Raw genomic sequence first — 24,951 nt, 5'->3', positions numbered from 1 at the left:
ACACGTTTCCGCCCAACCGACACGCGATGTCCCGTGCAAACCGTGTCGGCTCGCACGGGACGTGTCGGCTCGGCGAGAGGGAGAGAGAATCGCGTCAGGCGTTGGCGGCCCGGACGGCGTCGAGCGCGGAACCGGCGAACTCGCTCCCCGTCTCGACCGTGAGGGTGCCGGTGACGGTGATCCACACCCGGCCCGTGAAGACGTAGACGACGGCGATCGTGCCGAACTCGCTCTCCTCGGAGTGCGTGAACGCGGTCGCACCGGCGATGGTCGTCGCGCGATACGACGCCGCCGTGCGCAGCGACGACACGAGACGGTCGCGCGCCGCCGTCGTCAGCTCGGCGGCCACGACGCTGAACCCGCCGTCGGAGAACGGGATGCCCCACGAGCACACCTCGGACTGCACAGCCCGGGCCGCGGTCTCGGCGGCCAGCGGCCCCGGCATGTGGTCCGCCGCGGAGCCGCCGGCATCCAGCGGCTCGGCCGCGTCGCCGAACAGCGCGTGCACCGTCGACAGCGGCAAGAGCGTGCCGCACGACGGCAGGACGGCCCGATCCGATGCGCCCGCCGTCGCGGTGGGACTCGGCGTCGGACTCGGGGTCGTCGTGGCCGTCGGCGACGGGGTCGCGGTCGGCGTACCCGGCAGAGTGGGAGTGGTCGGACCCGGGGTCGCCGGTGCGGTCGCCGTGCCGGTGGGAGCGGGCGATGTCGTCGGGCCAGCGGCCGGCGGCTCCGGCACGCAGGCCGTGAGCGCGAGCGCGAGGGTGGCCGCGAGCACGGTGAGCGACACGAAGGACCGGGGGGTCATGGGGCGATCCTACGTCGCGAGCGGCCGGGTCAGGAGGAGGCCGGCCGCGCTCCGTCCAGGGCCGCGCTCGCAAGCCGCCCGGAGCAGTCAGCCGGCGGCGAGCGCGGCGTCGAGGGCCTCCTCGGCGAACCCCGTGAGCACGATGTCGTACAGCGGTGCGATGAGCACGATCCACACATCGCCCGCGAATGCGTAGATCGTCGTGTGGCGCAGGTCGCCGCGCAGCTCGGAGGTCGAGAACGCGATGTCCGCCCCCTCGATCTGGAGAGTCCTGTACGACGACGCCTCGCCGAGCGCGTCGACGAGGTCCACCCGGGCCGCGGGATCCAGCCTGAAGGCGTAGCCGAGCAGATACCCCTCGGTCACCGCGTCAGGGCCCCAGAGGCAGGGCAGTGTCTCGATCGCTGCGGCCGCCGCCGCGCGCGCCTGAGGCCCCGGGATCTGCGCCGAGGGGTTGTCGGGGTCGATGGGGTGCCAGGGCTCCCCGAGTTCCCCGCTGATCGTCGCGAGCGGAAGGAGCGCCTCGCACGTCTCGGGCACGCCGGCGGCGGATGCGGTGGGCGTGGGCGTCGGCGTGGGCGTCGGCGTGGGCGTCGGCGTGGCGGAAGGCGTCGGGCCGGCGCTCGAGCGCGCCGTCGTCGACGTCGTCTGCGTCGGCGTCGGCACATCCGTCGCGGCGCACCCTCCCAGAAGTGCGACGACAGCCCCCAGCACGACCACCATGCGCACGTGGCTGGTCATGCCCCGAGCCTAGGCGATCAGCTCCGGCGGTGCACGCGAAAAGCCCCGAGGACCAGGGCCTCGGGGCTTCTCGCAGCAGTCGGATCAGGCGTCGACGTCGGCCAGCTGGCGGCCGGCGAGCTCCTCGAGCACGTCGTCGCCCGGGCGCACCTCGTCGAACGGCGCCGCGATCTCGGCACGCTCCAGCATCTCGGTCATCTTGCGACGACGCTGACGCGTGATGAGCGTCACGACGGTGCCGCTGCGACCGGCGCGGCCGGTGCGGCCCGAACGGTGCAGGTACGTCTTGTACTCATCGGGCGCGTCGGCCTGGACGACCAGGTCGATGTCGTCGACGTGGATGCCGCGGGCGGCGACGTCGGTCGCGACCAGCACCTCGACACGGCCCGAGGTGAGGCGCTCGAGGTTGCGCGTGCGCTTGGCCTGGTTGAGGTCGCCGTGGAGGGCGACGGCACGGATGCCGACGTCCTCGAACTGCTCGGCGAGCATCTCGGCGTAGGCGCGGGTGCGGGCGAAGACGAGCGTCTTGGCGTCGCGGTCGACCAGCGAGGTGAGGATCTCGGCCTTGTCGCGGTGGTCGATCACGAGCACGCGGTGGTCGATCGTCCCCGAGTCCTGGTCCTCACCGGCGACCTCGTAGACGGCGGGCTCCACGAGGAACTCGTCGACGAGCGCGGCGACCTCGCGGTCGAGCGTCGCGGAGAAGAGGAGCTTCTGGGCGCCCTCCTGGACGAGGCGGAGGATCCGCTGCATCGGCTCGAGGAAGCCGAGCTCGCTCATGTGGTCGGCCTCGTCGAGGACGACGATCCGGACCTCGGAGAGGTCGAGCTTGCCCTGCTCCTGCAGGTCCTCGATGCGGCCGGGGGTGCCGACGATGATGTCGACGCCCTTCTTGAGCGCACCGACCTGGCGCGCCTGGGGCACGCCGCCGTAGATCTGCGTGGTGAACAGGCCGACGCTGCGGGCGATCGGCTGGATGGTGCGGTCGATCTGCAGGGCGAGCTCACGGGTCGGGGCGAGCACGAGCGCCTTCGGCTTGCGGCCGAACTCGCGACGCTGACCGGCCTGGGCGCGCAGGATCGACTCGACGAGCGGGGCGCCGAACGCGATGGTCTTGCCCGAACCGGTGCGGCCGCGGGCCAGGACGTCGCGACCCTCGAGGATCGGGGTGATCGTCGCGGCCTGGATCGGGAACGGCGAGGCCGCGCCGAGGTCGGCGAGCGCGCGGACGATGTTGTCGCCGAGGCCCAGCGAGCCGAAGCTCACGTCCGCGACCTCTTCGGCCTGGACGGCCTCCGCCTGCAGCTTCTCGTGCACGACGTCGACGTGGGCCTCGAAGGCCTTCGCCTTCTTGTCGGCGTCCCAGTCGGAGCGGTTGGCGGCGAAGCCGTCGCGACGGTCGTCGCGGCGCGGGCGGTCGGAGAAGTCGCGGCGCGGACGGTCGTCGAACGACCGAGCCGGACGGTCATAACTCCGGCGCTCCGTGCGCTCACGGCCCGAATCGGCCCGATCCGACCGGTTCCGGTCGAAATCTCCGGAGTTACGCACGGGACGGTCGGAGAAGTCACGACGCGGACGGTCGTCGAACGACCGGGCGGGACGGTCGTCGCGACGGGGACGGTCGGAGAAGTCGCGACGGGGACGGTCGTCGAACGACCGAGCCGGACGGTCATAACTCCGGCGATCCGTGCGCTCACGGCCCGAATCGGGGCGCTCCGACCGGTTCCGGTCGAAATCTCCGGAGTTACGCGCGGGACGGTCGGAGAAGTCGCGTCGCGGGCGGTCGTCGAACGACCGGGCGGGACGGTCGTCGCGGAACGACGGGCGCGCGTCGCCGAACGTGCGCCGGTCGTCGCGGGGCTGACGCTCGCCGCGGGGACGGTCGTCGAACGACCGGGCCGGACGGACGTAACTCCGGCGATCCGTGCGCTCGCGGCCCGAATCGGGGCGCTCCGACCGGTTGCGGTCGAAATCTCCGGAGTTGCGCGCGGGGCGGTCGTCGTAAGAGCGGGCGGGGCGGTCCCCGGCGTCGCTGCGGGCGTGGGTGCGGATCCCGCGGGCCTCGTCGCGGCCGGCGCGCTCCTGCGCCGTCCAGCGCTGCTTCTTGGCGGGCGCGTCGGCCTCGGCGGGACGGTACCCGCGGTGACCGGCGCTCTTGCTGCCGGGCTTGCCGGCGGACGACTGACCGGGACGGCGCTTGGCGTCCTGGTAGGAGGTCTTGCTGCCGTAGCGCGGCTCGAAGTTCTGGGCTCGGCCGCCGGCCGGCTTCTTGTTCTTGGGCATGGTGGTGTCCTTCTGGGTTGTCTCGCGCGAGAACAGCACTCCTCAGATCACGCACTCCGACAGGGAGTGGACGCGGCCGCGCACGCGGCGTGGAGTAACCCGGACATCCGTCGGCCGGGGGCCATTCACAGTGATGGTCGTCGGAGCGGATTCGCTCCCACCATCGGCCCCTTGGACTCACAAACCCATCCGCGCATCACGCACGGTGTCCAGAGCCGACCGAGCAACTCTAGCGGATGATCCTGGGAGAGTGCCCGCCGCCTCCGGGACCGGTCCGAGACTGCGCTCGGACGACGGACAATGGATGCCATGGCCGACACGCATCCGATCACCGTCGCGATCGAGCGGCGCATCGACCCCGACCGCACGCGGGAGGCGACCGCGTGGATGCAGGCCGGCACGGACCTCGCCACGACCTTCCCCGGATTCCTCGGCTCGGGATGGGTGCGCGCCGGCGAGGACAGCGACCTCTGGTACATGCTCTACCGCTTCCACGACATCGCGACCCTCGAGTCGTGGGAGCAGTCGGCTCAGCGCGGCTGGTGGCTGGAGTCGGGCAAGGCGTTCGCGCGCGAGGAGCGCGTCGAACGCCGCACCGGGATCGAGGGCTGGTTCGACGCGCCCTTCGCGACCGGCGTCGAGTCCCGCCGGGGAGCGGATGCCACGCCGACGGGTCCGGTCGCACTGCCGATCCCGCCGGCCCCGCCGCGCTGGAAGCAGGCGGTGACCATCTGGCTGGGCTTCTTCCCGACCAATCTGCTCGCCTCGTGGCTGCTGGGCTTCGCGCCCGGATTCACCGAGTGGCCGCTGTGGGCGCGCGTGCTCCTGTCGACGGTGCTGCTGACGCCGGTGATGACCTACGCGGTGCTGCCCTGGGTCACGCGGCTGCTGCGCCGCTGGCTCCAGCGCTGACCCCGCGGAGGACACTCCTGGCGGGGCACGCCCCGGTCGTACACTGTGGCCCATGACGACCCCGGATGCGGCACCTGCTGCGGACGCCGCACGCACTTCCGTCCCCACTCTGCGCGCCGAGTCCGAGGCGCTGCTGGCGGCGTTCATCGCGGGCGCGGGCGGCGCCCTCGTCGGACTCGTGCTGGCGCTCGTCGCCCGCACGCTGTCGCTGTGGGCGCCGTGGGGGCTCGGGTCGTGGGCGGCGCTGTGCGGCGCCGCCGCGGCGGCCGTGAGCTCCGCGCTGGGTTTCTGGCGCTCGCGCACCACCGACGGCGAGGAGTGGCGGCGCGAGATCTCGGACTGGCGCTACGTCGTGTCGACCGCGTCGGTCATGATCGCGCACGTCGCGCTCACCGCGATCGCCGTCCTCGCGCTGTTCGCCCTGCTGGCGCGCGCCTTCATCGGCGTCGCCGTCAACGGGTTCTGGACGGTGACCCTCCTGGCCCTCGCCGCCGGCCTCTCGGGCTACCTGTCGTACTTGTCCTCGTCGCGGATGACGACCCAGCGCCTCACCTCGCTGCTCGTGTCGTTCATCGGCATCGGCACGCTCGCGGCGATGGTGACCACCTCCGATCCGGCGTGGTGGGAGCTGCACTTCAGTCAGCTCGGGACGTTCGGCGACCTCTCGAGCCTGCTGTTCAACGGCACGCTCATCGCGGGCGGCCTGCTGGTGACGACCTTCACCCTGTACGTCGGCCGGGACCTGCGCCGCGTCGGCCGCGGGGATGCGCGGCCGAAGACCCGGGTCGTCACCGGCGCGCTGATGGTCATGGGTATCATGCTCGCGTGCGTCGGGATCTTCCCCGTCGACGTGAACCTGCTCCTCCACAACCTCTCCGCGTCGGGGATGGCCCTCATGTACCTGCTGCTGCTCGCGGGCGGACCGCGCCTGCTGCGGGGCATGCCCCGCACGTACTTCTACGCGTCATGGGGCTTCCTGGCCGCGCTCGTCGCGTCGATCGTGCTCTTCGCCGTCGGCTACTTCGGCCTCACCGCGTTCGAGATCGTCGTCTTCGCGCTGATCTTCGGCTGGCTGGCCGTCTTCATCCGCTTCCTGAGCGTCGCCGGCGACTGACCCGGCCTCGGCCTCCACGAGCACGGCGGCGGGCGCGGCACCGGTGGCTGCGGCGTCGCCGGTGGCTGCGGCGTCCCGTTCGCGCCGCGCACGGCGCGTCGCCGGGGCACCGGCGGACGCCTCGGCGGGGACGAGCTCTCCCCGGCGGATCGCGCGACGCTCGCGCGCGCCCTCGACGAGGTTGTACAGCGTCGGGAGCACGAGCAGGGTCAGCACGGTCGAGGAGATCAGTCCGCCGATGACGACGATCGCCAGCGGCTGCGAGATGAAGCCGCCGTGCCCGGTGATGCCGAGCGCCATCGGGGTGAGCGCGAAGATCGTCGCGAGGGCCGTCATCAGGATGGGCCGGAGGCGTCGCGCGCCGCCGGCGAGGGTCGCGTCGTGCGTCGTGAGCCCCTTCTCGCGGTACTGGTTGACGAGGTCGACGAGCACGATCGCGTTGGTCACCACGATGCCGATGAGCATCAGGACGCCGATGAGCGACGCCACCCCCAGCGGCACGCCGGTGGCGATCTGCAGCAGGATCGCGCCGGTCGCGGCGAACGGCACCGAGATCAGCAGCAGGAGCGGCTGGCGCAGCGACTTGAAGGTCGCCACCATGACGATGTAGACGATCAGGATGGCCGCGAGCATCGCGAGGCCGAGCTGCCCGAAGGCGTCCTGCTGCTGCGAGAGCACGCCGCCCACCTGGGCGTCGGCGGCGTCGGGCAGGTCGACGTCGAGGAGCGCGGTGCTGACGGTGGCCGAGGCCGTGTTGAGGTCGTCGGTGGCGGGGGTGACCGTGACGGTCGCCGTGCGCTGCCCGCGCTGGGTGGTGATCGAGGTGGGCCCCTGGCTCTCCTCGACGGTGGCGACCTGGTCGAGCGGGACGAGGCCTGCGGCGGTGGCGATCTCGAGGTCCTTGAGCTCGGCGATCGTCTGCGGGATGTCGTCGGCCTGCAGGTACACCGTCAGGGCGGTGCCGTCGATCTCGACCGAGCCCACTCCCCGCGGCTGCATCGTGTTGGAGACCAGCGCGCCGACGGCGACCTCCGAGAGGCCGAGGGCGGCCGCCTCCTCGCGGTCGACGGTGACGGCGACGAATGGGAGCGATGCGGCGAGGTTCGAGGTGACCTGGCCGATGCCCTCGGCGCCGTCGAGGGCGGCGACGACCGCGTCGGTCGCCTCGCCGAGCGTCGCGGCGTCGGGGGCGGTGACGTCGACCTCGATGTCGCTCGACCCGAATCCGCCCTGACCCGCGGAGACCGTGACGGTGCCGACGTCCTCGAGGTCGGCGACCGCCTCCTGGACGGCCTCGCGCACGGCGACCTGGTCGGCGTCGGTGTCGGTGGTGATCGAGTAGGTGATGCCGGCGCTGCCGCCGGCGAACGCGTCGCGCACGGCCGACCCGCTGGAGCCGATCGAGGTCTGCACCGTCTCGATGCCGTCGACGCCGAGGATCGCGTCCTCGACCTTCGCAGCTGCGGCGTCCTCGGCGTCGAGGCTCGGCGCCTGGCCGAGCTCCTGCGTGACGGTGAACGTGTTCTGGCCCGAATCGCCCAGGAAGTTGGTCTTCATGAGCGGCGCCGCCGCGATGGTGCCGGCCAGCACGAGCACGGCCAGCAGCAGCGTCACCCACGAGTGCTTCAGCGTCCAGCGCAGCACCGGGAGGTACGCCTTCTGCAGTCGAGACGGCGGGGCGTCGGGGTGCTCGGGGTCGACCACGCGCCCCTCGGCGTCGCGCAGCGGCTTGCCCGGGCGCAGGAACCAGTACGCGAGCACGGGAACGATCGTGAGCGCGACGAAGAGGGACGCCGTCATCGCGATGGTGACGGTGAGCGCGAACGGGCGGAACAGCTCGCCGGTGACGTCGCCGACGAAGGCGATCGGCAGGAAGACCGCCACGGTGGTGATGGTCGACGCGGTGATGGCCGCCGCGACCTCGCGCACCGCGAGCAGGATCGCCCGGAGTTTGTCGGCGTCGCCCACGTAGTGGCGCTTGATGTTCTCGATCACGACGATCGAGTCGTCGACGACGCGACCGATCGCGATCGTGAGGGCGCCGAGGGTGAGGATGTTCAGCGAGTAGCCGAAGGCCTGGATGCCGACGAAGGTGATGAGCACGCTCGTCGGGATGGAGATCGCCGTGACGAGGGTGGAGCGCACCGACAGCAGGAACACCAGGATGATGATCACCGCGAACAGGAGCCCGAGCAGCCCCTCCTGCGCGAGCGCCTCGATCGACTGCTCGATGTAGGGCGCCTGGTCGAACACGACGGTGAACTCGGCGTCGGCGCCCACGGCGTCCTGCAGGTCGGGGATGATGGCGGCCACGCCGCGGGAGACGTCCACGGTGTTGGCCGCCGGGAGCTTGGTGATCGACAGCGTGAGGGCGGGTTCGCCGTTGACGCGGGAGATCGATGTGACCGGATCCTCGTCGAGTGCCACGTCGGCGACGTCGGCGATCGTCACGGCGCCGCCGGCGAGCTGCTCCGCCGAGCCCGGCACCAGCGGGAGCGCCGCGATCTCGTCGACCGACGACAGCTTCGTGCCGGTCTGGACCGTGAGCGTCTGGTCGCCCTCGGTCACCGAGCCGCCCGGGAAGAGCACGCCGTTCTGGTCGAGCGCGTCGGTGATCGCCGTCTGGGTGTAGCCCGCTGCGACGAGCGCCGCCTGGTCGGGGACGATCGTGACGCGCTGGCCCTGGCCGCCGATGATCGCCACCGCGCTGACGCCGTCGACGTCCTCGAGGTCGGGGATGACGCTCGCCTCGAGCTGCGCCTCGATGGTGCGCGCGTCGTCGTAGCCGGTGACGGCGAGGGCGATGACGGGCAGGTCGTCGATCGAGAACGAGACGACATTGGGCTCCACGGCCTCCGGCAGGTCGCTCTTGATGCGGTTGATCGCCTGGAGGATCTTCTGCTCGGCGGTGGCCAGATCGGTGCCGTAGGTGAACGACGCCTGGATGATCGACGCGTTGGTCGTGCTCGTGGCGGTCGTCGACTCCAGCCCGGGGATGCCCTGGATGGCCGTCTCGATCGGTGTCGAGACGTCGTTGTTGACGACGTCGGGCGAGGCGCCGGGGTAGGTCGTGAGCACCGACAGCTGCGGGAACTCGATCGAGGGGATCAGCTCCTGCTTGAGGCTCGTCAGCGCGAGGCCGCCGAAGATCGCCGCGACGATCGTGATGAGCGCGATGAGGGCGCGGTTCTTGAGGCTCAGGACGGCGAGATTCGACACGGGAGGCCTTTGCGATGCGAGGGTCAGCCGATACAGACCTGTATCGACTCCGATTGTCCCACGCGCACCCCGGCGGGACCTCCTCCCCGGGACGGATCCTGTGGGGGGACCGCGGGAGGACCCCCGCTGGGGAGGAGGCGAGGATGCGCCCGGGCTCAGCGCGGGAGGAGCCCGCCGAGCATGAACCCCACCGCGGCGGCGATCACGGCGGCCACGAGCGTGCCCAGCAGGTTGAGCCATGCCCAATCGCGACGCCCGGCCTGCGCGAGCAGCACGCTCTCCACCGACACCGTGCTGAACGTCGTGAAACCGCCGAGCACGCCCACGCCCAGGATCGTCATCCACAGCGGGCCGATGACGGCGGCCATCCCGGTGAGGAGGCCGAGCGCGAACGACCCGGTCACGTTGACGACGAGGATGCCGAGAGGGAACACCCCGGTGCGGCCCCGCATCACGAGGCCGTCGACCACGTAGCGGCCCCCCGCGCCCAGGCCGCCGCCGATCACCAGGGCGACGAGCTCCAGGGCGCTCATTCCGCGACCTCCGGCGGCTCTGCCGCCCCGGGCCGACCGGGTTGCTCGGGGCGGCCGGAGATCCGGCGGCCGATCATGAGGCCCGCGGTGGCCGCCACCACACCGCCGAAGACCGACAGCACGACGAGGCCGAGTCCCACGATCGGCGCCGCGCTCGAGGTAGTGACCACGTGCACCGCGAAGGCGCTGTAGGTGGTGAATCCGCCCATCATCCCGGTGCCGAGGAAGAGCCGCAGCAGCGGTCGGCGACCGTCGAGCGCGCCGACGATCACGCCCAGCAGCAGCGATCCGGCGACGTTGATCCCGAGGGTGACCGCCGGGACCACCAGCGGATGGGTGCCCGCCGACAGCGGCACGACCAGCAGCGCGCGCGCCGCGACGCCGACGGCGCCGCCGAGGACCACGACGACGAGCGCGGCGGGAGAGAACCAGCGCGGGAGGGCCACGCCCTCACGCTAGGGCCACCTCAGCCGAGGATCAGGGCACGGATCGCCGATTCGGGCGATACCGACGTGTCCAGCAGCCGCCCCTTCTTGTACGCGCCGAAGACCCGCGGGTCGATGTAGGAGCCGCGCGCGACGGCGGGGGTGTTCCCCAGGGCCTCGGCGGTGGTGCGGACGGCGAGCACCTCGGCGCGCTTGCGGTCGGCGGCCGTGTCCACCGTTCCGATCCGCGCGAGGGCATCGGCGGCGAGGATCGTGCCGCGGAGCGTGCGGAAGTCCTTCGCGGTGAACGTGCCGCCCGTCATCGCGCGCACATACGCGTTGACCTCCCGCGGCGTGAGGGGAACGCGTCGTCGGCTGCGCTGATACGCCAGCAGCGCGGACCCCGGGCGGCCGGCCGCCATCAGGGCGACCGCGATCGCGAGGTCCTCGTCGTCGATCTCCAGGCGCTGCCGCTTGCCGCTCTTGCCGGGGAAGCGCAGGCTCGTGAGCGTGCCCTCGATCACCGCGTCGCGGCGCTTGAGGGTGGTGAGCCCCCGGCTGCCGTGGCGCTCCAGGTAGCGCTCCGATCCCACGCGCGGGGCAGCCTGGTCCAGCAGCCGGAAGGCGGCCGCCAGCACGCGCTCGCGGTCGAGATCCTCTCGCCGCAGCGACGTCGTCACGCGGCCGCGGGCGCGCGGCAGAGATTCGGCCAGCTGGAGCGCCCGTGCGAACTTGCCCTTGTCCCGCCCCGCGGTCCACTGCGGGTGGTAGACGTACTGCATCCGGCCGGCGTCGTCGATGCCCGTGGCCTGGATGTGGCCGTTCGGCGACGCGCAGATCCACACGTCACGCCACGCGGGCGGGAGCACCAGCGCCACCACGCGCTCGCGCTCGGCGGCGGGCAGCGCGGCGCCGTCCGCGTCCACATAGCGGAAGCCGTTGCCGGCGCGCAGGCGACGGTATCCCAGGTCCACCCCGGGGCGGACGCGCACCAGTCTCGGCATTCCTTCAATCTCTCATGCGTCGTATGCGGCCGTCGGCATCGGCGGCCCCTCCGTGATCGGGGGCCCCTCCGTGATCGGCGGCCCGTCAGTGGGAGCGGAGCATCTCGATGAGCTCCGCCTTGCGCGCGCCGGAGTATCCGCGCAGGCCCAGCTCCTTCGCGCGGGCACGCAGGTCGGCCACCGTCCAGTCCTCGTAGTCTCCGGACGTGCCGCCGCGCCGTCCGACGGCCCGACGGCCGTCGCGGGCCGCGGCGTTCGAGATGCGCGCGGCCTTCTCCTTCGATGCGCCGTCCTTGCGGAGCTCCTCGTAGAGCTCCGGGTCCTTCAGGCTGTTCGATCCGCGTCCGCCGGGCATGGCATCCTCCTTCGACAGGGCGAGGCTACGGCCCGCCGCCCGCGCGGCCCGAGGGGCTTGACCACGGGACGGCGGCGGGAGTAGGCCGGAGTCGGTGCGTGCGGCGCCGAGGCCGTCGCCCGTCCATCACCCCGCGTTCGCACGCGATAGCACCGCCGGTTCAGCAGCGTCAAGGGTCTGTCGCGCAACTGCCGCCGGGCCTACCTTCGGATCGAACGGTACCCCGCTCGCCGATCGGCTGCGGGCCCGCAGAACGGAGCAAACAGACATGAACATCGCACTCCTCGTCATCATCGTGGTCGCCATCGTGCTGGCCATCGTCAGCGGACTGAACGCCTCGCTGCAGTGGCTGCTGTGGGTCGCGCTGATCGTCGGCGTCATCGCCCTGATCGCCTTCCTGCTGCGCGTCGTGCGCGGTGGCAGCCGCACCTGACGGACTGAGAACGCAGAACGCCCCCACGGTGGATCGTGGGGGCGTTCTGCTGTGCACGGGGGCTCGCATGCGCGCGGCCACCGTGCCCCGGATCCGCGTCCGGACCTGGATCACAGGCGCGCCGCGGCGTAGTGCCTCAGCGCGTCGCGCACGAACTCGGCGCCCGCCTGGCCGCCGTAGTTCTTCGCGAACCGCGGATCCGCCACGTACATGTCGGCGAGTCCGCGCACGTAGCCCGCGACGTCTCCGCCGGGATCGCCCGCGGGGGTGCCGGGGATGCCGGTGAGCCACGCCACGTGACGCTCCGCCAGCGCCTGCGCCTCGTCGCCGTCGGACGGGATGCCGCGCGCGGCGGCGTCCGTCCAGGCGGCGCCGAGCTCGGTCGTCCGCCGCTGCCACTGCGCCTTCTCCTCCGCGCTCATGCCGCGCCACCAGGCGTCGCCCGCCGCGTACGCGTCGGCGCCCCAGCGCTCCTCGACCTCCGCGCGATACCGCGTGTGGTCGAAGCCGTCGAACATCTCCTCTGCCATCAGTTCCTCACCTCCTCTCATCGCCGCGATGGTCGTCTCGACCGACGCGATCTGCCGCGCCAGCCGCTCGCGCTCCTCGCGGAGCCAGGCCAGATGGCCCTCCAGCGCGCCCTCCTCGCTCGTGGGACGGGCGAGGATCTCCGCGATCTGCGGCAGCCCCAGTCCGAGCTCCCGCAGCAGCAGGATGCGCTGCAGCCGCACGAGCGCCGCGCCGTCGTACCGCCGGTAGCCGTTGCTCCCGACACTCGACGGCGGCAGCAGCCCGAGCTCGCCGTAGTGCCGCAGGGTGCGGCTCGTCGTACCGGCGAGCTTCGCGATCTGCTGGATCGACCATTCCTTCGTCATGCCACCCACGGTAGATGTTGACGCTGCGTCAAGGTCAAGCGCTGCGTCAAGGTCAACTCCGGTGTGTCCCACTTTCCGCAGGGCTTGTCCCACTCTCCGCAGGGCATGTCCCACTTTCCGCAGGGCTCGTCCCAGTCTCCGCAGGGCTTGTCCCATTCTCAGTTGATTCCGCCCCGCGAAACCCGCCGATTCTGGGACATACCCACCACGGGTCAGCGCGCAGGCGAGGCGCCGGCTGTCCGCCGCCCTCGCACCGGCTGACTCCCTCAGCACGCCGGCATGTCCCACATTCGGTCGGAGTACCACCGGCTGAGCAACCCAAAGTGGGACATCACGCACCGAAAGTGGGACATCACGCACCGAAAGTGGGACAACAACAGCGGAAGGGTTGACAAAGTCGAGATATATCGTGTTACAGTGACTACACGCGATATATCTCGATCCATCCGGATCATCGCGAAGGACTGAGGAGACATCATGACCCTGGAGAAGTGGCTCATCCACCCGGGCGAGACGCGCGTGATCGACATCGAGGGCGTGCGCAAGCTCAAGGTGGGACTGGTCGGCGGGCAGGTCGACGTCGTGGCCCACGACGAGCCCGGCATCCGCATCGAGGTGCACGGCGTGACCACGAAGGACCTGCGCATCGAGGCGACCGGCGACACCGTGGAGATCGACCACGCGCAGCTGCGCTGGGACAACTTCCTCGAGGTGTTCCGCAACTTCGGCAGCGGCGGGCCCAAGGCCGAGATCAGCGTCGCGGTGCCCCGCGGCACCGAGCTGAACCTCGGCGTCGTGAGCGCGAGCGCGCTCGTGTCGGGCCTGACCACCGACGCCCGCCTCAACACGGTCTCGGGCGACATCATCGTCGACGGACACACCGGCGACGTGTCGGTCAACGCCGTCTCGGGCGACGTCCAGATCCGCGGACTCGAGGGCGCCCTGAGCGCCAACTCGGTCTCCGGCGACGTCGCGGCGACGGGCCGCCTGCGCAAGGCCTCGGTCGACACCGTCTCGGGCGGGATGCTCATCGACACCGTCGGCGAGATCCTCGCCGTGAACCTCAACACGGTCAGCGGCGACGCGAGCGTGCGCGTGGACGAGGGACGCCCCGCCAACTACGTGCTCCGCAGCGTCAGCGGCCGGGTCACCGTCGACGGCGTCAAGCGCTCCACCTCCGCGCCGACCAACTACACCGACTCGGTGGGCGAGCTCAGCAGCAGCTTCGTCGACGTGCGGGTCAACTCGGTCTCCGGCGACGTCACCGTGCTGCGCCGGGCGACCGACCCCGTCGGCGCCGACGACGCGCCGACCCCCGAGGAGTGGTGAGCATGGCTCCCGTCTTCTCGCACGGCGACCTGCGCCTGTACCTCCTGCGCCTGCTCGACGAGGGGCCGCGGCACGGGTACGACCTCATGCAGGCGCTGTCCGATCGCACCGGCGGCACGTACACGCCGAGCGCCGGCACCATCTACCCCCGCCTCGCCAAGCTCGAGGAGGAGGGCCTGGTCACCAAGACCGTCGACGGCCGCAAGACCGTCTACGAGATCACGGAGGCCGGCCGTGCCGAGGTCGCGGCGCGCGCCGACGACCTCGAGGGGATCGAGGCGGGACTCGCCGACAGCGTGCGGCTGATCGCCGACGAGGTCCGCGGCAGCGTGCGCGAGGCCATGAAGAGCCTGCGTGCGGACCTCGCCGCCGCCGCGGCGGCCGACCGCGCGGCCGGACGCGGGGCGCCCGAGCGCACCGGACCCCCTCGGCCCGCCGACGACGCGCGTGCCGCGTCGCGGGAGCAGCTGCGCCGAGCGGATGCCGCCGTATCGGAGTTCCGCGCCACCGTCCGCGCCGACCTCCGGACGCATGTCGCCCGGGGCGGGAACCTGCCGGCCTCGGCCGTGGACGACCTCGCCGCCGCACTCACCGACGCCCAGCGGGCGCTCACGATCGCCCTGCGGGGCTGATCACCCGACAGCCGGTCGCCCCGCCCCCGCGCGGGGCGGTCAGCTGTCGGGCCAGAGCTCCTCGTCGTCGCGGGCCGGCTGCTCGAGCGGCACCACGAGGATGGGGCGCGACTGCCGGTGCGCGAGGCGGGCGGCGACCGAACCGGTGAAGAACTCGCGGATCGACTCGCCCAGACCCCGCCGGCGCGTGCCGACGACGATGAGGCGGGCATCGGCGCGCTCGGCCAGGTGCTTGATGGCGAGCGCGGGATCGCCGACGAGCTGCTGGACGCTCCATTCCACGCCGCTCCCGTCGAGGACCGCCGCCGCGGCGGCCGTCACCGCGGCGAGCTGGCTCTCGCCGCCGGTGAGGTCGATGTCGATGGGCGCCGAGTGGACGTAGCCGTCGGGATCCTCGTAGGTCACGAAGCGCGTCACGTCGACATGGGCGACCAGCAGTGGGGCGCCGAAGAGCTTCGCGTAGCGCGCGGCCTCCTTCAGCACCCGGTTGGGCTGGTCGGGGATCGCTCCGACGATCACCGCGCGCTGGGGCACGGCTCCCCCCGAGCCGGCGTCGACGCCGTAGGGATCGGTCTGGTCGGTCATTGATCAGCCTCCGAACTCGTGGCGGACCCGTTGTCGACTCGTGATCGAGCGTGGTGTCCGCCGGGGACCGCGGCATCCGACGGCGAGCAGTCGGATGCCCCGTGTTATCCTGAATGCTACTCTTCCCGGCTGAGCGCCGGACCATTCTGCGACGGGCATATCACCAGGCCCGTGACTCTGAAATGAGGGGGTCTCGCATGGGGCGTGGCCGTCAGAAGGCGAAGCACACCAAGATCGCTCGCGAACTCAAGTACGACACGTACAACGTGAACTACTCCGCTCTCGAGAAGGAGCTCGGTCACCACGAAGAAGACGCGTACGTCGACAAGTGGGCCGATCAGTACGCCGACGACGAAGACGAGCTCGAGAAGGCCTGAGCCCGACCGACGTCGACCCGGACCTGGTCACCAGGTCCGTCCGTGGCGACGCTCCCATTCGTCCTCGACCGTGCCGGGGCGCGCCAGTCGCACGCCCGCGGGGATCGACGCCACGATCACGAGGGCCAGGGCGATCAGCGGGATCGTCCAGGACTCGGTGAGATCGTGCACGATGCCGACACCGAGCGGCAGCGCCGCGACGATCGCGTAGCCGATGCTCTGCACGAATCCGCTGAGCGCGACCGCGGTTTCATGGGTGCGCGCCCGGATGCCGATGAGCGCCAGGGCCAGCGGGAAGAAGAGCGGCGTCGTGCCCAGGAGCACCACCCACAGCACGGGTGCGGCGCTCGGCGCCCAGAGGAGACCGGCGACCGCGGCCAGCCCGGCCACGACGGCGACCGCGAACAGGACCGGGATGACCCTGCGGCGTGAGGCCAGCACGGGCACCACGAGCGCCGCGGGCAGCCCCATGACCGCGAACAGCGACAGGAGCGCCCCGGCCTGCGCCGGCGTCACTCCCGCGGTGTCGACCAGCAGCGACGGCAGCCACGCGAAGCTCGTGTAGGCGACGGCGCTGGAGACGAGGAAGGTGACCGTCACCGCCCACGCGAGCGGGAGCCGCCAGAGGCGGCCGAACAGGCGGGGGTTCGCCTGCTCGATGTCGACGGCGAGGGCCGCGCGCTCGCGGACCAGGAGCGCGACCCAGGGCAGGATCGCCAGCGCGCTGAAGACCGCCCACAGCCCGAGCGAGGTGCGCCAGTCCACGGCATCGGCCACGGGCACGGCGAACAGCGGCGGCAGGAAGGTCGAGAACGCCATCGTCGTCGAGTAGAGGGTCGTGACCAGCCCGATGCGGTCGGGGAAGTACTTCTTCACGAGCGGCGGCAGCAGCACGTTGCCCACACCCACCCCCGCGAAGATGACCGCCGTCGTGACGGCGAGCATGCCGGCGTCGGTCGACAGTCCGCGCGCGACGAGCCCCGCCGAGACCACGACGAGCGCCATCACGGTCAGCCGCTCGAGCCCCAGTCGCCGCTCCAGCCGTGGCGTGAGGAGCCCGAACAGCGCGAAGCACACGGGCGGCGCGGTGCCGATGGCGCCGACGATCCAGGCGGGCACGTCGAAGTCGACGCGGATGTGGTCGAGCACCGGCGAGAGCGAGGCGACCGCCGATCGCAGCGAGAAGGCGAACAGCGCGATGCCGATGAGGGCCAGGACGCGGCCCCGCCACAGCGGGCGGGGGGAGGCGGACGTCACCGCCCCAGCCTAGGCGGTCGCCGCACGCTCGGGCGCGTCAGCTCTCCTGGGTGCCCTCGACCCAGGAGAGGTACTCCTCGGACACGGTGCCGGTGATGTAGCGGCCGTCGAAGCAGCTCATGTCGAGGTCCTCGACGTCGGGCGAGCCCTCGAGGATGGCGGCCTTCAGGTCGGCGACCTCCTGGTACACGAGGTAGTCGCAGCCGAGCTCCTTCGCGATCTCGGGGATCGTCCGGCCGTGGGCGACGAGCTCCTGCCGCGACGGCATGTTGATGCCGTACACATGGGGGAAGCGCACCGGCGGGGCGGCCGAGGCGAACGTCACCGAGAGCGCACCGGCATCCCGCGCCATCTGGATGATCTCGCGCGAGGTCGTGCCGCGGACGATCGAATCGTCGATCAGCAGCACGTTCTTGCCCTTGAACTCGCTCGACATCGCGTTGAGCTTCTGGCGCACGCTCTTCTTGCGCACCGCCTGGCCGGGCATGATGAAGGTCCGGCCCACGTAGCGGTTCTTGTAGAAGCCCTCGCGGTACTCGATCCCGAGCTTGCGGGCCACCTGCATGGCGGCCGGCCGCGACGAGTCGGGGATCGGCATCACGACGTCGATGGATCCCTCGGGCGTGTACTTGGCGATCGTGTCGGCGAGACGCTCGCCCATGCGCAGCCGCGCCTCGTAGACCGAGATGCCGTTCATGATGCTGTCGGGGCGGGCGAGGTACACGTACTCGAACGAGCAGGGCACGAGCTGCGGCTTCGTCGCGCACTGCTGGGTGTGGAGGTTGCCGTCGAGGTCGATGAACACGGCCTCGCCGGGCTCGACGTCGCGGACGACCTCGAAGCCGCCGTTCTCGAGCACGAGCGACTCGGAGGCGACGGTCCACTCGTACCGCGCGCCGGTCGCCGAGCCGGCCGCGTCGGCCGCCGGGCTCGTCGCCGGGTCGACCTTGCGGGTGCCGAGGATGAGCGGACGGATGCCGAACGGGTCGCGGAAGGCGAGCAGCCCGTAGCCCGCGATCAGGGCGATCGCGGCGTAGGAGCCCTCGACGCGCTCGTGGACGCGGCTGACCGCCTGGAAGATCTGCTCGGGGTCGAGCTCCAGCCCCGAGATCGACTGCTGCAGCTCGTTCGCGAGGACGTTGACCAGCAGCTCGGTGTCGGACGACGTGTTCAGGTGGCGACGGTCGTTGCGGAACAGCTCCTCGGTGAGCTCGCGCGTGTTGGTGAGGTTGCCGTTGTGGACGAGGACGATGCCGTAGGGCGCGTTGACGTAGAAGGGCTGCGCCTCCTCCTCGCTGGAGGCCGTCCCCTTCGTCGCGTACCGGACGTGGCCGAGGCCGATGTTGCCGAGGAGGGCGCGCATGTCCCGCGTGCGGAACGCCTCGCGGACCTGTCCCTTGGCCTTGAAGATGTGGAAGACGCCGTTGGGCTCCGCCGTGGCGATGCCGGTGGAGTCCTGACCGCGGTGCTGCAGGAGGAGCAGCGAGTCGTAGACCTCCTGGTTCGCGGGTCCCTGACCGACGACCCCGACGATTCCGCACATGTATTACTCGACCATCCCGGTGTCACTCAGCCCCTGCATCGCGGTACGCGCCGATGAGGCGCACGGCGCCGCCGTCGACGCCCTTGGCGCCCTGCTCGAACTCTCCGTCGGGCCGCGCGTCGTCGCGCACCACGCCGACCTGCCAGGTGGCGATGCCCTCGGCGGTGAGGGCGGCGGTGGCGGCGGCGGCCTGATCGGCGGCGACGACGGCGAGGAAGCCGATGCCGAGGTTCCAGGTGCCCTCGGTGGCGGTGAGCTCCAGCCCGCCGAGGTCGGCGAGCACCCGGAAGACGGGAGCCGGCGACCAGGTCGCACGGTCGACGTCGACCCACGTGCCCTGCGGGAGCACGCGGGCGAGGTTGGCGGCGATGCCGCCGCCGGTCACATGGCTGAGGGAGTGCACGGCGTCCGGCAGACCGTCGATCAGCCGCAGGAGGGGCGAGGTGTAGAGGCGCGTGGGCTCGAGGAGCGCCTCGCCCCACGTGGTGCCGAAGTCGGCGGCGTTGTCGCCGTAGCCGATCCCCGCGCCGGCGACGATGTGGCGCACGAGGGAGTACCCGTTGGAGTGGAGGCCGCTGGAGGCGAGGGCCAGCACGACGTCGCCGCCGCGCACCCGGTCGGCGCCGAGCACCTTCGAGGCCTCGACGATGCCGGTCGCCGCTCCGGCGACGTCGTAGTCGCCGAGTCCGAGGAGGCCGGGGTGCTCGGCGGTCTCGCCGCCGACCAGGGCGGTGCCGGTGGCCGAGCAGCCGTCGGCGATGCCGCGGACGATGTCGGCGATGCGCTCGGGGTAGACCTTGCCGCACGCGATGTAGTCGGTCATGAACAGCGGCTTCGCGCCCACCACGACGATGTCGTCGACGACCATGCCGACGAGGTCCTGGCCGATCGTGTCGTGCTTGTCGATGGCCTGGGCGATGGCGACCTTCGTGCCGACTCCGTCGGTGGAGGTCGCCAGCAGCGGCTTCTCGTACGACAGGAAGGCCGAGGCGTCGAAGAGGCCGGCGAAGCCGCCGACACCGCCCAGCACCTCCGCCCCGTGGGTGCGCCGGACCGCCGACTTCATCAACTCGACGGCGAGATCGCCTGCCGCGGTGTCGACGCCGGCTTGGGTATAGGGATTCGGTGGGGTCGAGGCCACACGACCAGCCTACCGGCCCACCGGGGCGGTGGGAGCCGGGCTCGGGCCGCCGCTCGGGCCCGGCCGTTGCCTAGGATGGCGGCATGAACGCCGCCGCCGGACCGGAGTGGGTCGTGCGCGAGGACGCCGGGCTTCCGGTGCTCGTCGCGCTGTACCTGCGACAGGTGCTCGGCCTGCGCTTCCCCGAGGAGCTCCCGATGCTGCGCGGGGTGCCGGCGGCCGAGGCGGGCGAGTTCGAGAGGTCCCCCGCCCTGGAGCGGCAGTGGCGGGCGTTCTGGGAGATGACCGTGGAGCCGCAGGCGCATCCGTCGCCCGTGCCCCTGGACCTCGTGGACGGCTACGACATGCTGATCGCGCTGCCCACGGAGGGCTTCGACGAGCTGCGCGGGGCGATCGCGGGCCACGGCCCCGAGGCCGTCGCCGTCGCCCGCCGCGCGCACGAGCGCTACCGGGCGGGGCTCGGCACCGGCTCGTCCTACCGCGCCTATGCGAGCGCGATCGCGCAGCACGAGCGCAACGTCGGGCGACGCGCGCACTCGTTCGAGCTGAACGTGCAGGTGCTGCCGCTCACGCAGCGCGGCGTGTGGTGGATCGGCTCGCTCACCGTCGCGGTCACCGACGGGCTCCGCGGCGACGTGGCGGCGTTCGACTCCGCGATCGCGCCGGTCATCGCCGACCTGGCCTGACGGGGCCGCCCGGGGCGGCGGGCCGTCGCGCGGGGAAGTGGTGCGGGGCAGTCGCGCGGGCTCGCGGCGGGCGGGCGCGGGCGGGCGGGCTCAGGCCTCGGGGAGCTGCTCGACCACGGTCTCGCGGTCGATCCGCACCTCGCGGGTGCGACGTCCGACGACCCGGTCGAGGATGAGCGCGACCGCGCCGCCGAGCGCGATCCCCACGGGGATGCAGATCAGCGCCACGAAGCCGAGCACCTGCGGAGTGGAGTAGACGACGCGCGTGTACTCGCTCATCTGCCGGGTGCCGTCGAAGGCGAGGGTGAGCACGATCGCGACCAGCAGCCCGAGCACCGCGCCGGCGACCATCAGCCGTCCGTAGCGGGGGCTCCGGCGCAGCTGCGCCGACTCGAGGTGGTGCTCGGTGTGCGACATGGCATCCATTGTCCCACCGGGCGGCCGCCCGCGGGGGCCCGCAGCCTGGGAGTCAGCCCCGGACGGGCTCGCGGGCGCGGGCTCGCGGAGTCCTGCTCGACGGACGATCAGGGGCGCAGCGGCAGCACCGGCGTGAGGTCGGCGCGGGTGCCCGAGGCGAGGATGCGGCCGGCGGCGGTGGCATCCGTCCAGCTCTCCGCCCCGGTCGCCAGTGCGATCCAGGTGCGGGCGTCGGTCTCGACCACGTTCGGCGGCGTGCCGCGGGTGTGGCGCGGGCCCTCGATCGCCTGCACGGCGCCGAAGGGGGGCACGCGCACCTCGACCGAGTTGCCCGGGGCCTTCTCGGCGAGCAGCTGCAGCAGGTAGCGCACGGCCGTCGCGAGCTCCGCGCGGGCGGGCGTCTCGGCGGCGGCGACCGCCGCGAGCGCCGCGCGCCCCTCGTCGGCGGTGATCTTCCGAGCCATGTGCTCCACGGTAGCCGTTCGCAACTCCGGAGATCCGTGTGCCGGACGCCCGGGAGCGGGCCTCCCGTGCCTCCGCGGCCCGATCTTCCGGAGTTGCGCACGCGTCGGCGGCCGCACGGCGCGGCGACCGGCCTCGGTAGGCTGTGCGGGTGCGCATCCTCGTCCTCGGTTCCGGTGCCCGCGAGCACGCCATCCTCCTCGCCCTGAAGGCGGAGGCTGCCGGTCACGAGCTGTTCGCGGCACCCGGCAACGCCGGCATCGCCTCCGACGCGGTCCTCGTGCCGGACCTCGACGCGAACTCGCCAGCGGCCGTGACCGACTACGCCAACGCGGAGCGGATCGACCTCGTCGTGATCGGTCCCGAGGCGCCCCTGGTCGCCGGCGTCGCCGACGCGCTGCGGGAGCGCGGCATCCCCGTCTTCGGCCCCGGCAAGGCGGCCGCGCAGCTGGAGGGCTCCAAGGCGTTCGCCAAGCGGGTGATGGACGCCGCGGGCGTGCCGACCGGACGCGCCACCCGCGCGCACTCGCGCGACGAGGTCGCCGCGGCCCTCGACGAGTACGGCGCGCCCTACGTGGTCAAGGCCGATGGGCTGGCCGCCGGCAAGGGCGTCGTCGTGACCTCCGACCGCGACGCCGCGCTCGCGCACGCCGACGCGTACCTGCCGACCGGGCCGATCCTCGTGGAGGAGTTCCTGAGCGGCCCCGAGGTCTCGCTCTTCTTCGTCTCCGACGGCGACACCGTGCGGGCGCTCAGCCCGGCGCAGGACTTCAAGCGCGCCTACGACGGCGACGCGGGCCCCAACACCGGCGGCATGGGCGCCTACTCGCCGCTGCCGTGGCTCGCGGGCGCCTTCGGCGGCGAGGACGCGTTCGTCGAGGAGGTCACCCGCACCGTCGCCGAGCCGGTGATCCGGCGGCTGGATGCCGAGGGCACGCCCTTCATCGGACTCCTGTACGCGGGCCTCATCCTCACCGAGCAGGGGATCAAGGTCATCGAGTTCAACGCGCGCTTCGGCGACCCCGAGACCCAGGTCGTGCTCGCGCGGCTGGTCACGCCGCTGTCGAGCCTGCTGCTGGCGGCGGCGTCCGGCACCCTCGAGGACGAGCCGGCACCGGCGTTCGCGGAGGCCGTCGCGGTGACGGTCGTGCTGGCGAGCGAGGGCTACCCGGAGGCGCCGGTCACGGGGCGTGCGATCACCGGGCTGGAGGCCGCGGCATCCGTCGAGGGCATCCACCTGGCGCACGCCGCGACCGCGGAGCGCGACGGCGGTCTCGTGGCGACCGGCGGCCGCGTGCTCAACGTGGTGGCGCTCGGCAACACCTTCACCGAAGCGCGGGAGCGCGCCTACCGCGCGCTCGGCGAGATCTCGCTCGAGGGTGCCCACCACCGTACCGACATCGCCGCGCGCGTCGCCGACTGACGCACGGCCGGGTCCGCCCGACTGCCCCGCCGAGCCGACACGCTTCTGCCGAGCCGACACGCTCCGCGCGGTTCACAGCGTGTCGGCTCGGGTAAAGCGTGTCGGCTCGGCGAAGGGGACGACGACGACGGCGAGGGGACGCCGGCGGGGCGGGGCTCAGTGCGCGACGGACTCGGGGCGGCGGAGGAACAGCACCGCGACCACACCGATGAGGAGCACGCCGGCGGGCACCAGGATCGACTCCGCCATCGCGGTGGAGAAGCCGTCGATGACGAACGGCGGAAGGGTGCCGCCCCCGAAGCTCTCGGTCGCATCGCCGGCGCCGGGCAGGTTCGCACTCAGCCGGGACTGCATGACGGCGGCGATCGCGGCCGAGCCGATGACCGACCCCACGGTGCGCGTCGTGTTGTAGATGCCCGCGCCGGCGCCGGCTTGGCGCGGCGGCAGGTCGCGCGTCGCGGTGGTCGCGAGCGGACCCCACATGCCGGCGTTGCCGACTCCCATGAGCGCGGACGGCAGGAGGAACATCCAGATCGGCGTGTCCACGTTCATGAGCGTCGAGTACCAGAACAGGGAGACCGCGACCATCAGCAGGCCGGGCACCAGCAGGAGCCGCGGGTCGGTGCGGTCCAGCAGGCGCCCCGCGAACGGCGCCAGCACACCCGACAGCACGGCCATCGGGATGAGGAGGAGCGCCGCCTGCGTCGGGGTGAGACCGCGCGCCAGCTGCACGAAGAACATGAGCGGCAGCGACATGCTCGTCACGGTGAACCCGACCGCGGCGATCGTGAGGTTCGCGACCGAGAAGTTGCGGTTCGCGAACAGCTCCAGCGGCACCAGGGGCTCGCTGCGGGTGCGCGACTGCGTCCAGATGAACACCGCGAGCACCACCACGCCGGCGCCGATCATGAGCCAGATCCACGTCGTCCACGCGAACTTCTCGCCCTCCTGGAGACCGAAGACGATGAGGAACAGCGCGACCGCGCTCAGCACCACGCCCACGAGGTCGAACCGGTGCGGGTGGGTCTCGAGCGAGGGCACGAGCATCCACGCCAGGACGAAGCCGATGACGCCGACGGGCAGGTTGACGAAGAAGATCCACTCCCACCCGAGGCCGTCGACCAGCAGACCGCCGGCGAGGGGGCCGATCAGCGTCGCCATGCCCGCCGTCGCGCCCCACAGTCCCATGGCCGCCCCGCGCCGGTTGGCCGGGAAGGTGCGGGTGATGACCGCCATCGTCTGCGGCGTCATGAGCGCCGCGCCGAGCCCCTGCACGGCGCGGGCGACGATCAGCATCTCCAGCGTCGAGGACAGGCCGCACCACAGCGAGGCGAGCGTGAAGATCGCCAGCCCGATGAGGTAGATGTTCTTCGGCCCGAAGCGGTCGCCGAGCCGGCCGGTGATCAGCAGCGGCACCGCGTACGCGAGCAGGTACGCCGAGGTGACCCACACGACGTTGTCGAGGTTGTTGGTGTCGGCATCGAGCGCGGCCTTGATCGCGGGGTTCGCGACCGAGACGATCGTCGTGTCGACGAGGATCATGAAGAACCCGATGACGAGCGCCCACAGCGCCGGCCACGGACTCCGCTCGGGAGTGCGATCCGGGGTGCGGTCGGAGGCGCGGGGCGGGACGGATGCGGAGGCGGCGCCCGCGGTGTGCGCCGGAGTGGTCGAAGGATCGGTCATGCGATCACGCTCTCTCTGAAGGCCGCGAGGCGGGCCAGGGTGGCGGCGGGCACCTCGTGCACGCCCCAGGGGATGTCGGGGTCGGCGAGACGGGCGAGGAGCCCGTCGAGCCAGGCGAGGTCGGCGCCCACGATGTGGCGCTCGCGGTCGAGCTCCACGATGAACTGCAGCGGCACGCCGCGCTCCTGGGCGCCGGCGAGGCTCGCGTCGAGGCCGTCGAGGTCCGCCGCGAGCGCGGCGCGGCGCCGGCCGAGGAGGTCGGCGACCTCGCTGCGGGGCAGGTCGTGGGCCTCGCCGAGCGCGACGCGGAACTCGAGGATGCCGTCGATGCGCGGCAGGCGGTCGCGCACCCAGTCGTCGGCCGCGGCGCGGCCGGCGTCGGTGACCGTGTAGGTCGTGCGCTCCGGCCGGTTGCCGTCGCGGTCCACGCCGGCCTGCGCGACGAGGCCGCACCGCTCCAGGCGGGACACCGTGTGGTACAGCGTGCCGCGCGAGCCGCCGACGATCCGGTCGTAGCGTCGCTGCCGCAGGAGCCGGAGCATCTGGTAGGGGTGCATGTCGCTCTCGCGCAGGAGGCCCAGCACGACGACACCGAGGGGCGTGAGGGCGCGCGCGGCGTCGGTCATGTCGTCCCCCTCTGCTGCGTCCCGCGCCCGTCCGCGGGAATTGTCCCGGCCGAAGACTGCGCGTCGAATAGTCCAGATGGACTAT

General features: G+C 72.1%; 24 protein-coding genes and 1 pseudogene. 8 read left to right on the top strand and 17 right to left on the bottom strand.

Features of this window, described 5'->3' with window-relative positions:
- Positions 1-94: 94 nt before the first annotated feature.
- The 3 genes from ACPWUT_RS00695 to ACPWUT_RS00685 form a co-directional block, all read right to left on the bottom strand.
- Entirely contained in the window at positions 95-808 is a 714-nt protein-coding gene (locus ACPWUT_RS00695; RefSeq protein WP_425839556.1) for a hypothetical protein, read from the bottom strand.
- A gap of 87 nt (positions 809-895) precedes the next feature.
- Complete coding sequence (locus ACPWUT_RS00690) at positions 896-1,549, bottom strand: hypothetical protein (RefSeq protein WP_425839553.1); 654 nt, start codon at positions 1,547-1,549, stop codon at positions 896-898.
- A gap of 84 nt (positions 1,550-1,633) precedes the next feature.
- Positions 1,634-3,832 carry a DEAD/DEAH box helicase gene (locus ACPWUT_RS00685; protein WP_425839550.1) on the bottom strand — a complete coding sequence of 733 codons (2,199 nt, stop codon included), beginning with the start codon at positions 3,830-3,832 and terminating at the stop codon, positions 1,634-1,636.
- Positions 3,833-4,141: 309 nt separating this feature from the next.
- Between ACPWUT_RS00685 and ACPWUT_RS00680 the strand changes: the two genes are divergently transcribed.
- Positions 4,142-4,744 carry an antibiotic biosynthesis monooxygenase gene (locus tag ACPWUT_RS00680; protein ID WP_284528558.1) on the top strand — a complete coding sequence of 201 codons (603 nt, stop codon included), beginning with the start codon at positions 4,142-4,144 and terminating at the stop codon, positions 4,742-4,744.
- Between the two features lie 52 nt (positions 4,745-4,796).
- Positions 4,797-5,768, top strand: a pseudogene (locus tag ACPWUT_RS00675) (hypothetical protein); the annotation flags it as partial.
- Here the strand turns inward: ACPWUT_RS00675 and ACPWUT_RS00670 are convergent.
- The 5 genes from ACPWUT_RS00670 to ACPWUT_RS00650 form a co-directional block, all read right to left on the bottom strand.
- Positions 5,709-9,077 carry an efflux RND transporter permease subunit gene (locus ACPWUT_RS00670; protein ID WP_425839547.1) on the bottom strand — a complete coding sequence of 1,123 codons (3,369 nt, stop codon included), beginning with the start codon at positions 9,075-9,077 and terminating at the stop codon, positions 5,709-5,711. The pseudogene ACPWUT_RS00675 and the gene ACPWUT_RS00670 sit on opposite strands and share 60 nt — an antisense overlap.
- Positions 9,078-9,232: 155 nt before the next feature.
- Positions 9,233-9,610 carry a fluoride efflux transporter CrcB gene (gene crcB / locus ACPWUT_RS00665; protein WP_284528556.1) on the bottom strand — a complete coding sequence of 126 codons (378 nt, stop codon included), beginning with the start codon at positions 9,608-9,610 and terminating at the stop codon, positions 9,233-9,235.
- Positions 9,607-10,056 carry a fluoride efflux transporter FluC gene (locus ACPWUT_RS00660; RefSeq protein WP_425839544.1) on the bottom strand — a complete coding sequence of 150 codons (450 nt, stop codon included), beginning with the start codon at positions 10,054-10,056 and terminating at the stop codon, positions 9,607-9,609. The genes crcB and ACPWUT_RS00660 overlap by 4 nt, the downstream gene beginning before the upstream one ends.
- Positions 10,057-10,076: 20 nt before the next feature.
- Positions 10,077-11,039 carry a DNA topoisomerase IB gene (locus ACPWUT_RS00655; RefSeq protein ID WP_425839541.1) on the bottom strand — a complete coding sequence of 321 codons (963 nt, stop codon included), beginning with the start codon at positions 11,037-11,039 and terminating at the stop codon, positions 10,077-10,079.
- Positions 11,040-11,124: 85 nt separating this feature from the next.
- On the bottom strand, positions 11,125-11,394 hold the full coding sequence (locus tag ACPWUT_RS00650; protein WP_284528553.1) for a DUF7218 family protein: 270 nt from the start codon (positions 11,392-11,394) through the stop codon (positions 11,125-11,127).
- Between the two features lie 268 nt (positions 11,395-11,662).
- Between ACPWUT_RS00650 and ACPWUT_RS00645 the strand changes: the two genes are divergently transcribed.
- The gene (locus ACPWUT_RS00645; RefSeq protein WP_284528552.1) at positions 11,663-11,827 is read left to right on the top strand and encodes a hypothetical protein; all 165 of its coding nucleotides are present in this window, start codon (positions 11,663-11,665) and stop codon (positions 11,825-11,827) included.
- A gap of 110 nt (positions 11,828-11,937) precedes the next feature.
- On the opposite strand, the gene ACPWUT_RS00640 is transcribed toward ACPWUT_RS00645, so the two are convergent.
- On the bottom strand, positions 11,938-12,702 hold the full coding sequence (locus ACPWUT_RS00640; RefSeq protein WP_425839537.1) for a MerR family transcriptional regulator: 765 nt from the start codon (positions 12,700-12,702) through the stop codon (positions 11,938-11,940).
- Positions 12,703-13,179: 477 nt separating this feature from the next.
- Here ACPWUT_RS00640 and ACPWUT_RS00635 point away from each other — a divergent pair, with 477 nt between their 5' ends.
- Together ACPWUT_RS00635 and ACPWUT_RS00630 are read left to right on the top strand one after the other, a co-directional pair.
- On the top strand, positions 13,180-14,031 hold the full coding sequence (locus ACPWUT_RS00635) for a DUF4097 family beta strand repeat-containing protein (RefSeq protein ID WP_425839534.1): 852 nt from the start codon (positions 13,180-13,182) through the stop codon (positions 14,029-14,031).
- Between the two features lie 2 nt (positions 14,032-14,033).
- Entirely contained in the window at positions 14,034-14,663 is a 630-nt protein-coding gene (locus ACPWUT_RS00630; protein WP_425839531.1) for a PadR family transcriptional regulator, read from the top strand.
- 39 nt (positions 14,664-14,702) lie between these two features.
- Here ACPWUT_RS00630 and ACPWUT_RS00625 read toward each other — a convergent pair whose 3' ends face one another.
- Positions 14,703-15,248: a universal stress protein gene (locus ACPWUT_RS00625; protein WP_284528548.1), complete on the bottom strand. Its 546-nt coding sequence runs from the start codon at positions 15,246-15,248 to the stop codon at positions 14,703-14,705.
- Positions 15,249-15,445: 197 nt separating this feature from the next.
- Between ACPWUT_RS00625 and ACPWUT_RS00620 the strand changes: the two genes are divergently transcribed.
- Positions 15,446-15,625, top strand: coding sequence for a DUF3073 family protein (locus tag ACPWUT_RS00620; RefSeq protein WP_144806857.1), 180 nt, complete (start codon positions 15,446-15,448; stop codon positions 15,623-15,625).
- 27 nt (positions 15,626-15,652) lie between these two features.
- Here the strand turns inward: ACPWUT_RS00620 and ACPWUT_RS00615 are convergent, their stop codons facing one another.
- Genes ACPWUT_RS00615 through purM form a run of 3 tightly spaced genes read right to left on the bottom strand, consistent with a single transcriptional unit; the run spans position 15,653 to position 19,566 of the window.
- On the bottom strand, positions 15,653-16,882 hold the full coding sequence (locus tag ACPWUT_RS00615) for a CynX/NimT family MFS transporter (protein WP_425839526.1): 1,230 nt from the start codon (positions 16,880-16,882) through the stop codon (positions 15,653-15,655).
- Between the two features lie 37 nt (positions 16,883-16,919).
- Positions 16,920-18,425 carry an amidophosphoribosyltransferase gene (gene purF, locus ACPWUT_RS00610; RefSeq protein WP_425839523.1) on the bottom strand — a complete coding sequence of 502 codons (1,506 nt, stop codon included), beginning with the start codon at positions 18,423-18,425 and terminating at the stop codon, positions 16,920-16,922.
- 22 nt (positions 18,426-18,447) lie between these two features.
- On the bottom strand, positions 18,448-19,566 hold the full coding sequence (gene purM, locus ACPWUT_RS00605; protein ID WP_425839520.1) for a phosphoribosylformylglycinamidine cyclo-ligase: 1,119 nt from the start codon (positions 19,564-19,566) through the stop codon (positions 18,448-18,450).
- Positions 19,567-19,649: 83 nt separating this feature from the next.
- Here purM and ACPWUT_RS00600 point away from each other — a divergent pair, with 83 nt between their 5' ends.
- Positions 19,650-20,252 carry a zinc-binding alcohol dehydrogenase gene (locus tag ACPWUT_RS00600; RefSeq protein ID WP_425839517.1) on the top strand — a complete coding sequence of 201 codons (603 nt, stop codon included), beginning with the start codon at positions 19,650-19,652 and terminating at the stop codon, positions 20,250-20,252.
- 90 nt (positions 20,253-20,342) lie between these two features.
- Here ACPWUT_RS00600 and ACPWUT_RS00595 read toward each other — a convergent pair whose 3' ends face one another.
- Together ACPWUT_RS00595 and ACPWUT_RS00590 are read right to left on the bottom strand one after the other, a co-directional pair.
- A complete protein-coding gene (locus ACPWUT_RS00595; protein WP_284528543.1) occupies positions 20,343-20,669 on the bottom strand; it encodes a potassium transporter Trk in 327 nt (108 codons plus the stop codon).
- A gap of 107 nt (positions 20,670-20,776) precedes the next feature.
- Entirely contained in the window at positions 20,777-21,133 is a 357-nt protein-coding gene (locus ACPWUT_RS00590; RefSeq protein WP_425839513.1) for a sterol carrier family protein, read from the bottom strand.
- 149 nt (positions 21,134-21,282) lie between these two features.
- Here ACPWUT_RS00590 and purD point away from each other — a divergent pair, with 149 nt between their 5' ends.
- Complete coding sequence (gene purD / locus ACPWUT_RS00585; protein ID WP_425839510.1) at positions 21,283-22,554, top strand: phosphoribosylamine--glycine ligase; 1,272 nt, start codon at positions 21,283-21,285, stop codon at positions 22,552-22,554.
- 156 nt (positions 22,555-22,710) lie between these two features.
- On the opposite strand, the gene ACPWUT_RS00580 is transcribed toward purD, so the two are convergent.
- Positions 22,711-24,240, bottom strand: coding sequence for a DHA2 family efflux MFS transporter permease subunit (locus ACPWUT_RS00580; RefSeq protein ID WP_284528540.1), 1,530 nt, complete (start codon positions 24,238-24,240; stop codon positions 22,711-22,713).
- Positions 24,237-24,866 (bottom strand): PadR family transcriptional regulator, encoded by a 630-nt coding sequence (locus ACPWUT_RS00575; RefSeq protein ID WP_425839506.1) that lies wholly within the window; start codon positions 24,864-24,866, stop codon positions 24,237-24,239. The genes ACPWUT_RS00580 and ACPWUT_RS00575 overlap by 4 nt, the downstream gene beginning before the upstream one ends.
- Positions 24,867-24,951 lie beyond the last annotated feature (85 nt).

Source organism: Microbacterium sp. PA5 (assembly GCF_049860775.1).
Classification (GTDB): Bacteria; Actinomycetota; Actinomycetes; order Actinomycetales; family Microbacteriaceae; genus Microbacterium.
This window is presented reverse-complemented; position numbering and strand designations above follow the sequence as displayed.

Coding starts and splice junctions, on each gene's coding strand:
- ACPWUT_RS00600 (WP_425839517.1), top strand. CDS start 19,650: ATGAACGCCGCCGCCGGACCGGAGTGGGTCGTGCGCGAGGACGCCGGG.
- crcB (WP_284528556.1), bottom strand. CDS start 9,610: ATGAGCGCCCTGGAGCTCGTCGCCCTGGTGATCGGCGGCGGCCTGGGC.
- ACPWUT_RS00635 (WP_425839534.1), top strand. CDS start 13,180: ATGACCCTGGAGAAGTGGCTCATCCACCCGGGCGAGACGCGCGTGATC.
- purF (WP_425839523.1), bottom strand. CDS start 18,425: ATGTGCGGAATCGTCGGGGTCGTCGGTCAGGGACCCGCGAACCAGGAG.
- ACPWUT_RS00640 (WP_425839537.1), bottom strand. CDS start 12,702: ATGACGAAGGAATGGTCGATCCAGCAGATCGCGAAGCTCGCCGGTACG.
- ACPWUT_RS00650 (WP_284528553.1), bottom strand. CDS start 11,394: ATGCCCGGCGGACGCGGATCGAACAGCCTGAAGGACCCGGAGCTCTAC.
- ACPWUT_RS00590 (WP_425839513.1), bottom strand. CDS start 21,133: ATGGCTCGGAAGATCACCGCCGACGAGGGGCGCGCGGCGCTCGCGGCG.
- ACPWUT_RS00680 (WP_284528558.1), top strand. CDS start 4,142: ATGGCCGACACGCATCCGATCACCGTCGCGATCGAGCGGCGCATCGAC.
- ACPWUT_RS00580 (WP_284528540.1), bottom strand. CDS start 24,240: ATGACCGATCCTTCGACCACTCCGGCGCACACCGCGGGCGCCGCCTCC.
- ACPWUT_RS00595 (WP_284528543.1), bottom strand. CDS start 20,669: ATGTCGCACACCGAGCACCACCTCGAGTCGGCGCAGCTGCGCCGGAGC.
- ACPWUT_RS00690 (WP_425839553.1), bottom strand. CDS start 1,549: ATGACCAGCCACGTGCGCATGGTGGTCGTGCTGGGGGCTGTCGTCGCA.
- ACPWUT_RS00630 (WP_425839531.1), top strand. CDS start 14,034: ATGGCTCCCGTCTTCTCGCACGGCGACCTGCGCCTGTACCTCCTGCGC.
- ACPWUT_RS00625 (WP_284528548.1), bottom strand. CDS start 15,248: ATGACCGACCAGACCGATCCCTACGGCGTCGACGCCGGCTCGGGGGGA.
- ACPWUT_RS00645 (WP_284528552.1), top strand. CDS start 11,663: ATGAACATCGCACTCCTCGTCATCATCGTGGTCGCCATCGTGCTGGCC.
- ACPWUT_RS00620 (WP_144806857.1), top strand. CDS start 15,446: ATGGGGCGTGGCCGTCAGAAGGCGAAGCACACCAAGATCGCTCGCGAA.
- ACPWUT_RS00655 (WP_425839541.1), bottom strand. CDS start 11,039: ATGCCGAGACTGGTGCGCGTCCGCCCCGGGGTGGACCTGGGATACCGT.
- ACPWUT_RS00695 (WP_425839556.1), bottom strand. CDS start 808: ATGACCCCCCGGTCCTTCGTGTCGCTCACCGTGCTCGCGGCCACCCTC.
- ACPWUT_RS00575 (WP_425839506.1), bottom strand. CDS start 24,866: ATGACCGACGCCGCGCGCGCCCTCACGCCCCTCGGTGTCGTCGTGCTG.
- ACPWUT_RS00685 (WP_425839550.1), bottom strand. CDS start 3,832: ATGCCCAAGAACAAGAAGCCGGCCGGCGGCCGAGCCCAGAACTTCGAG.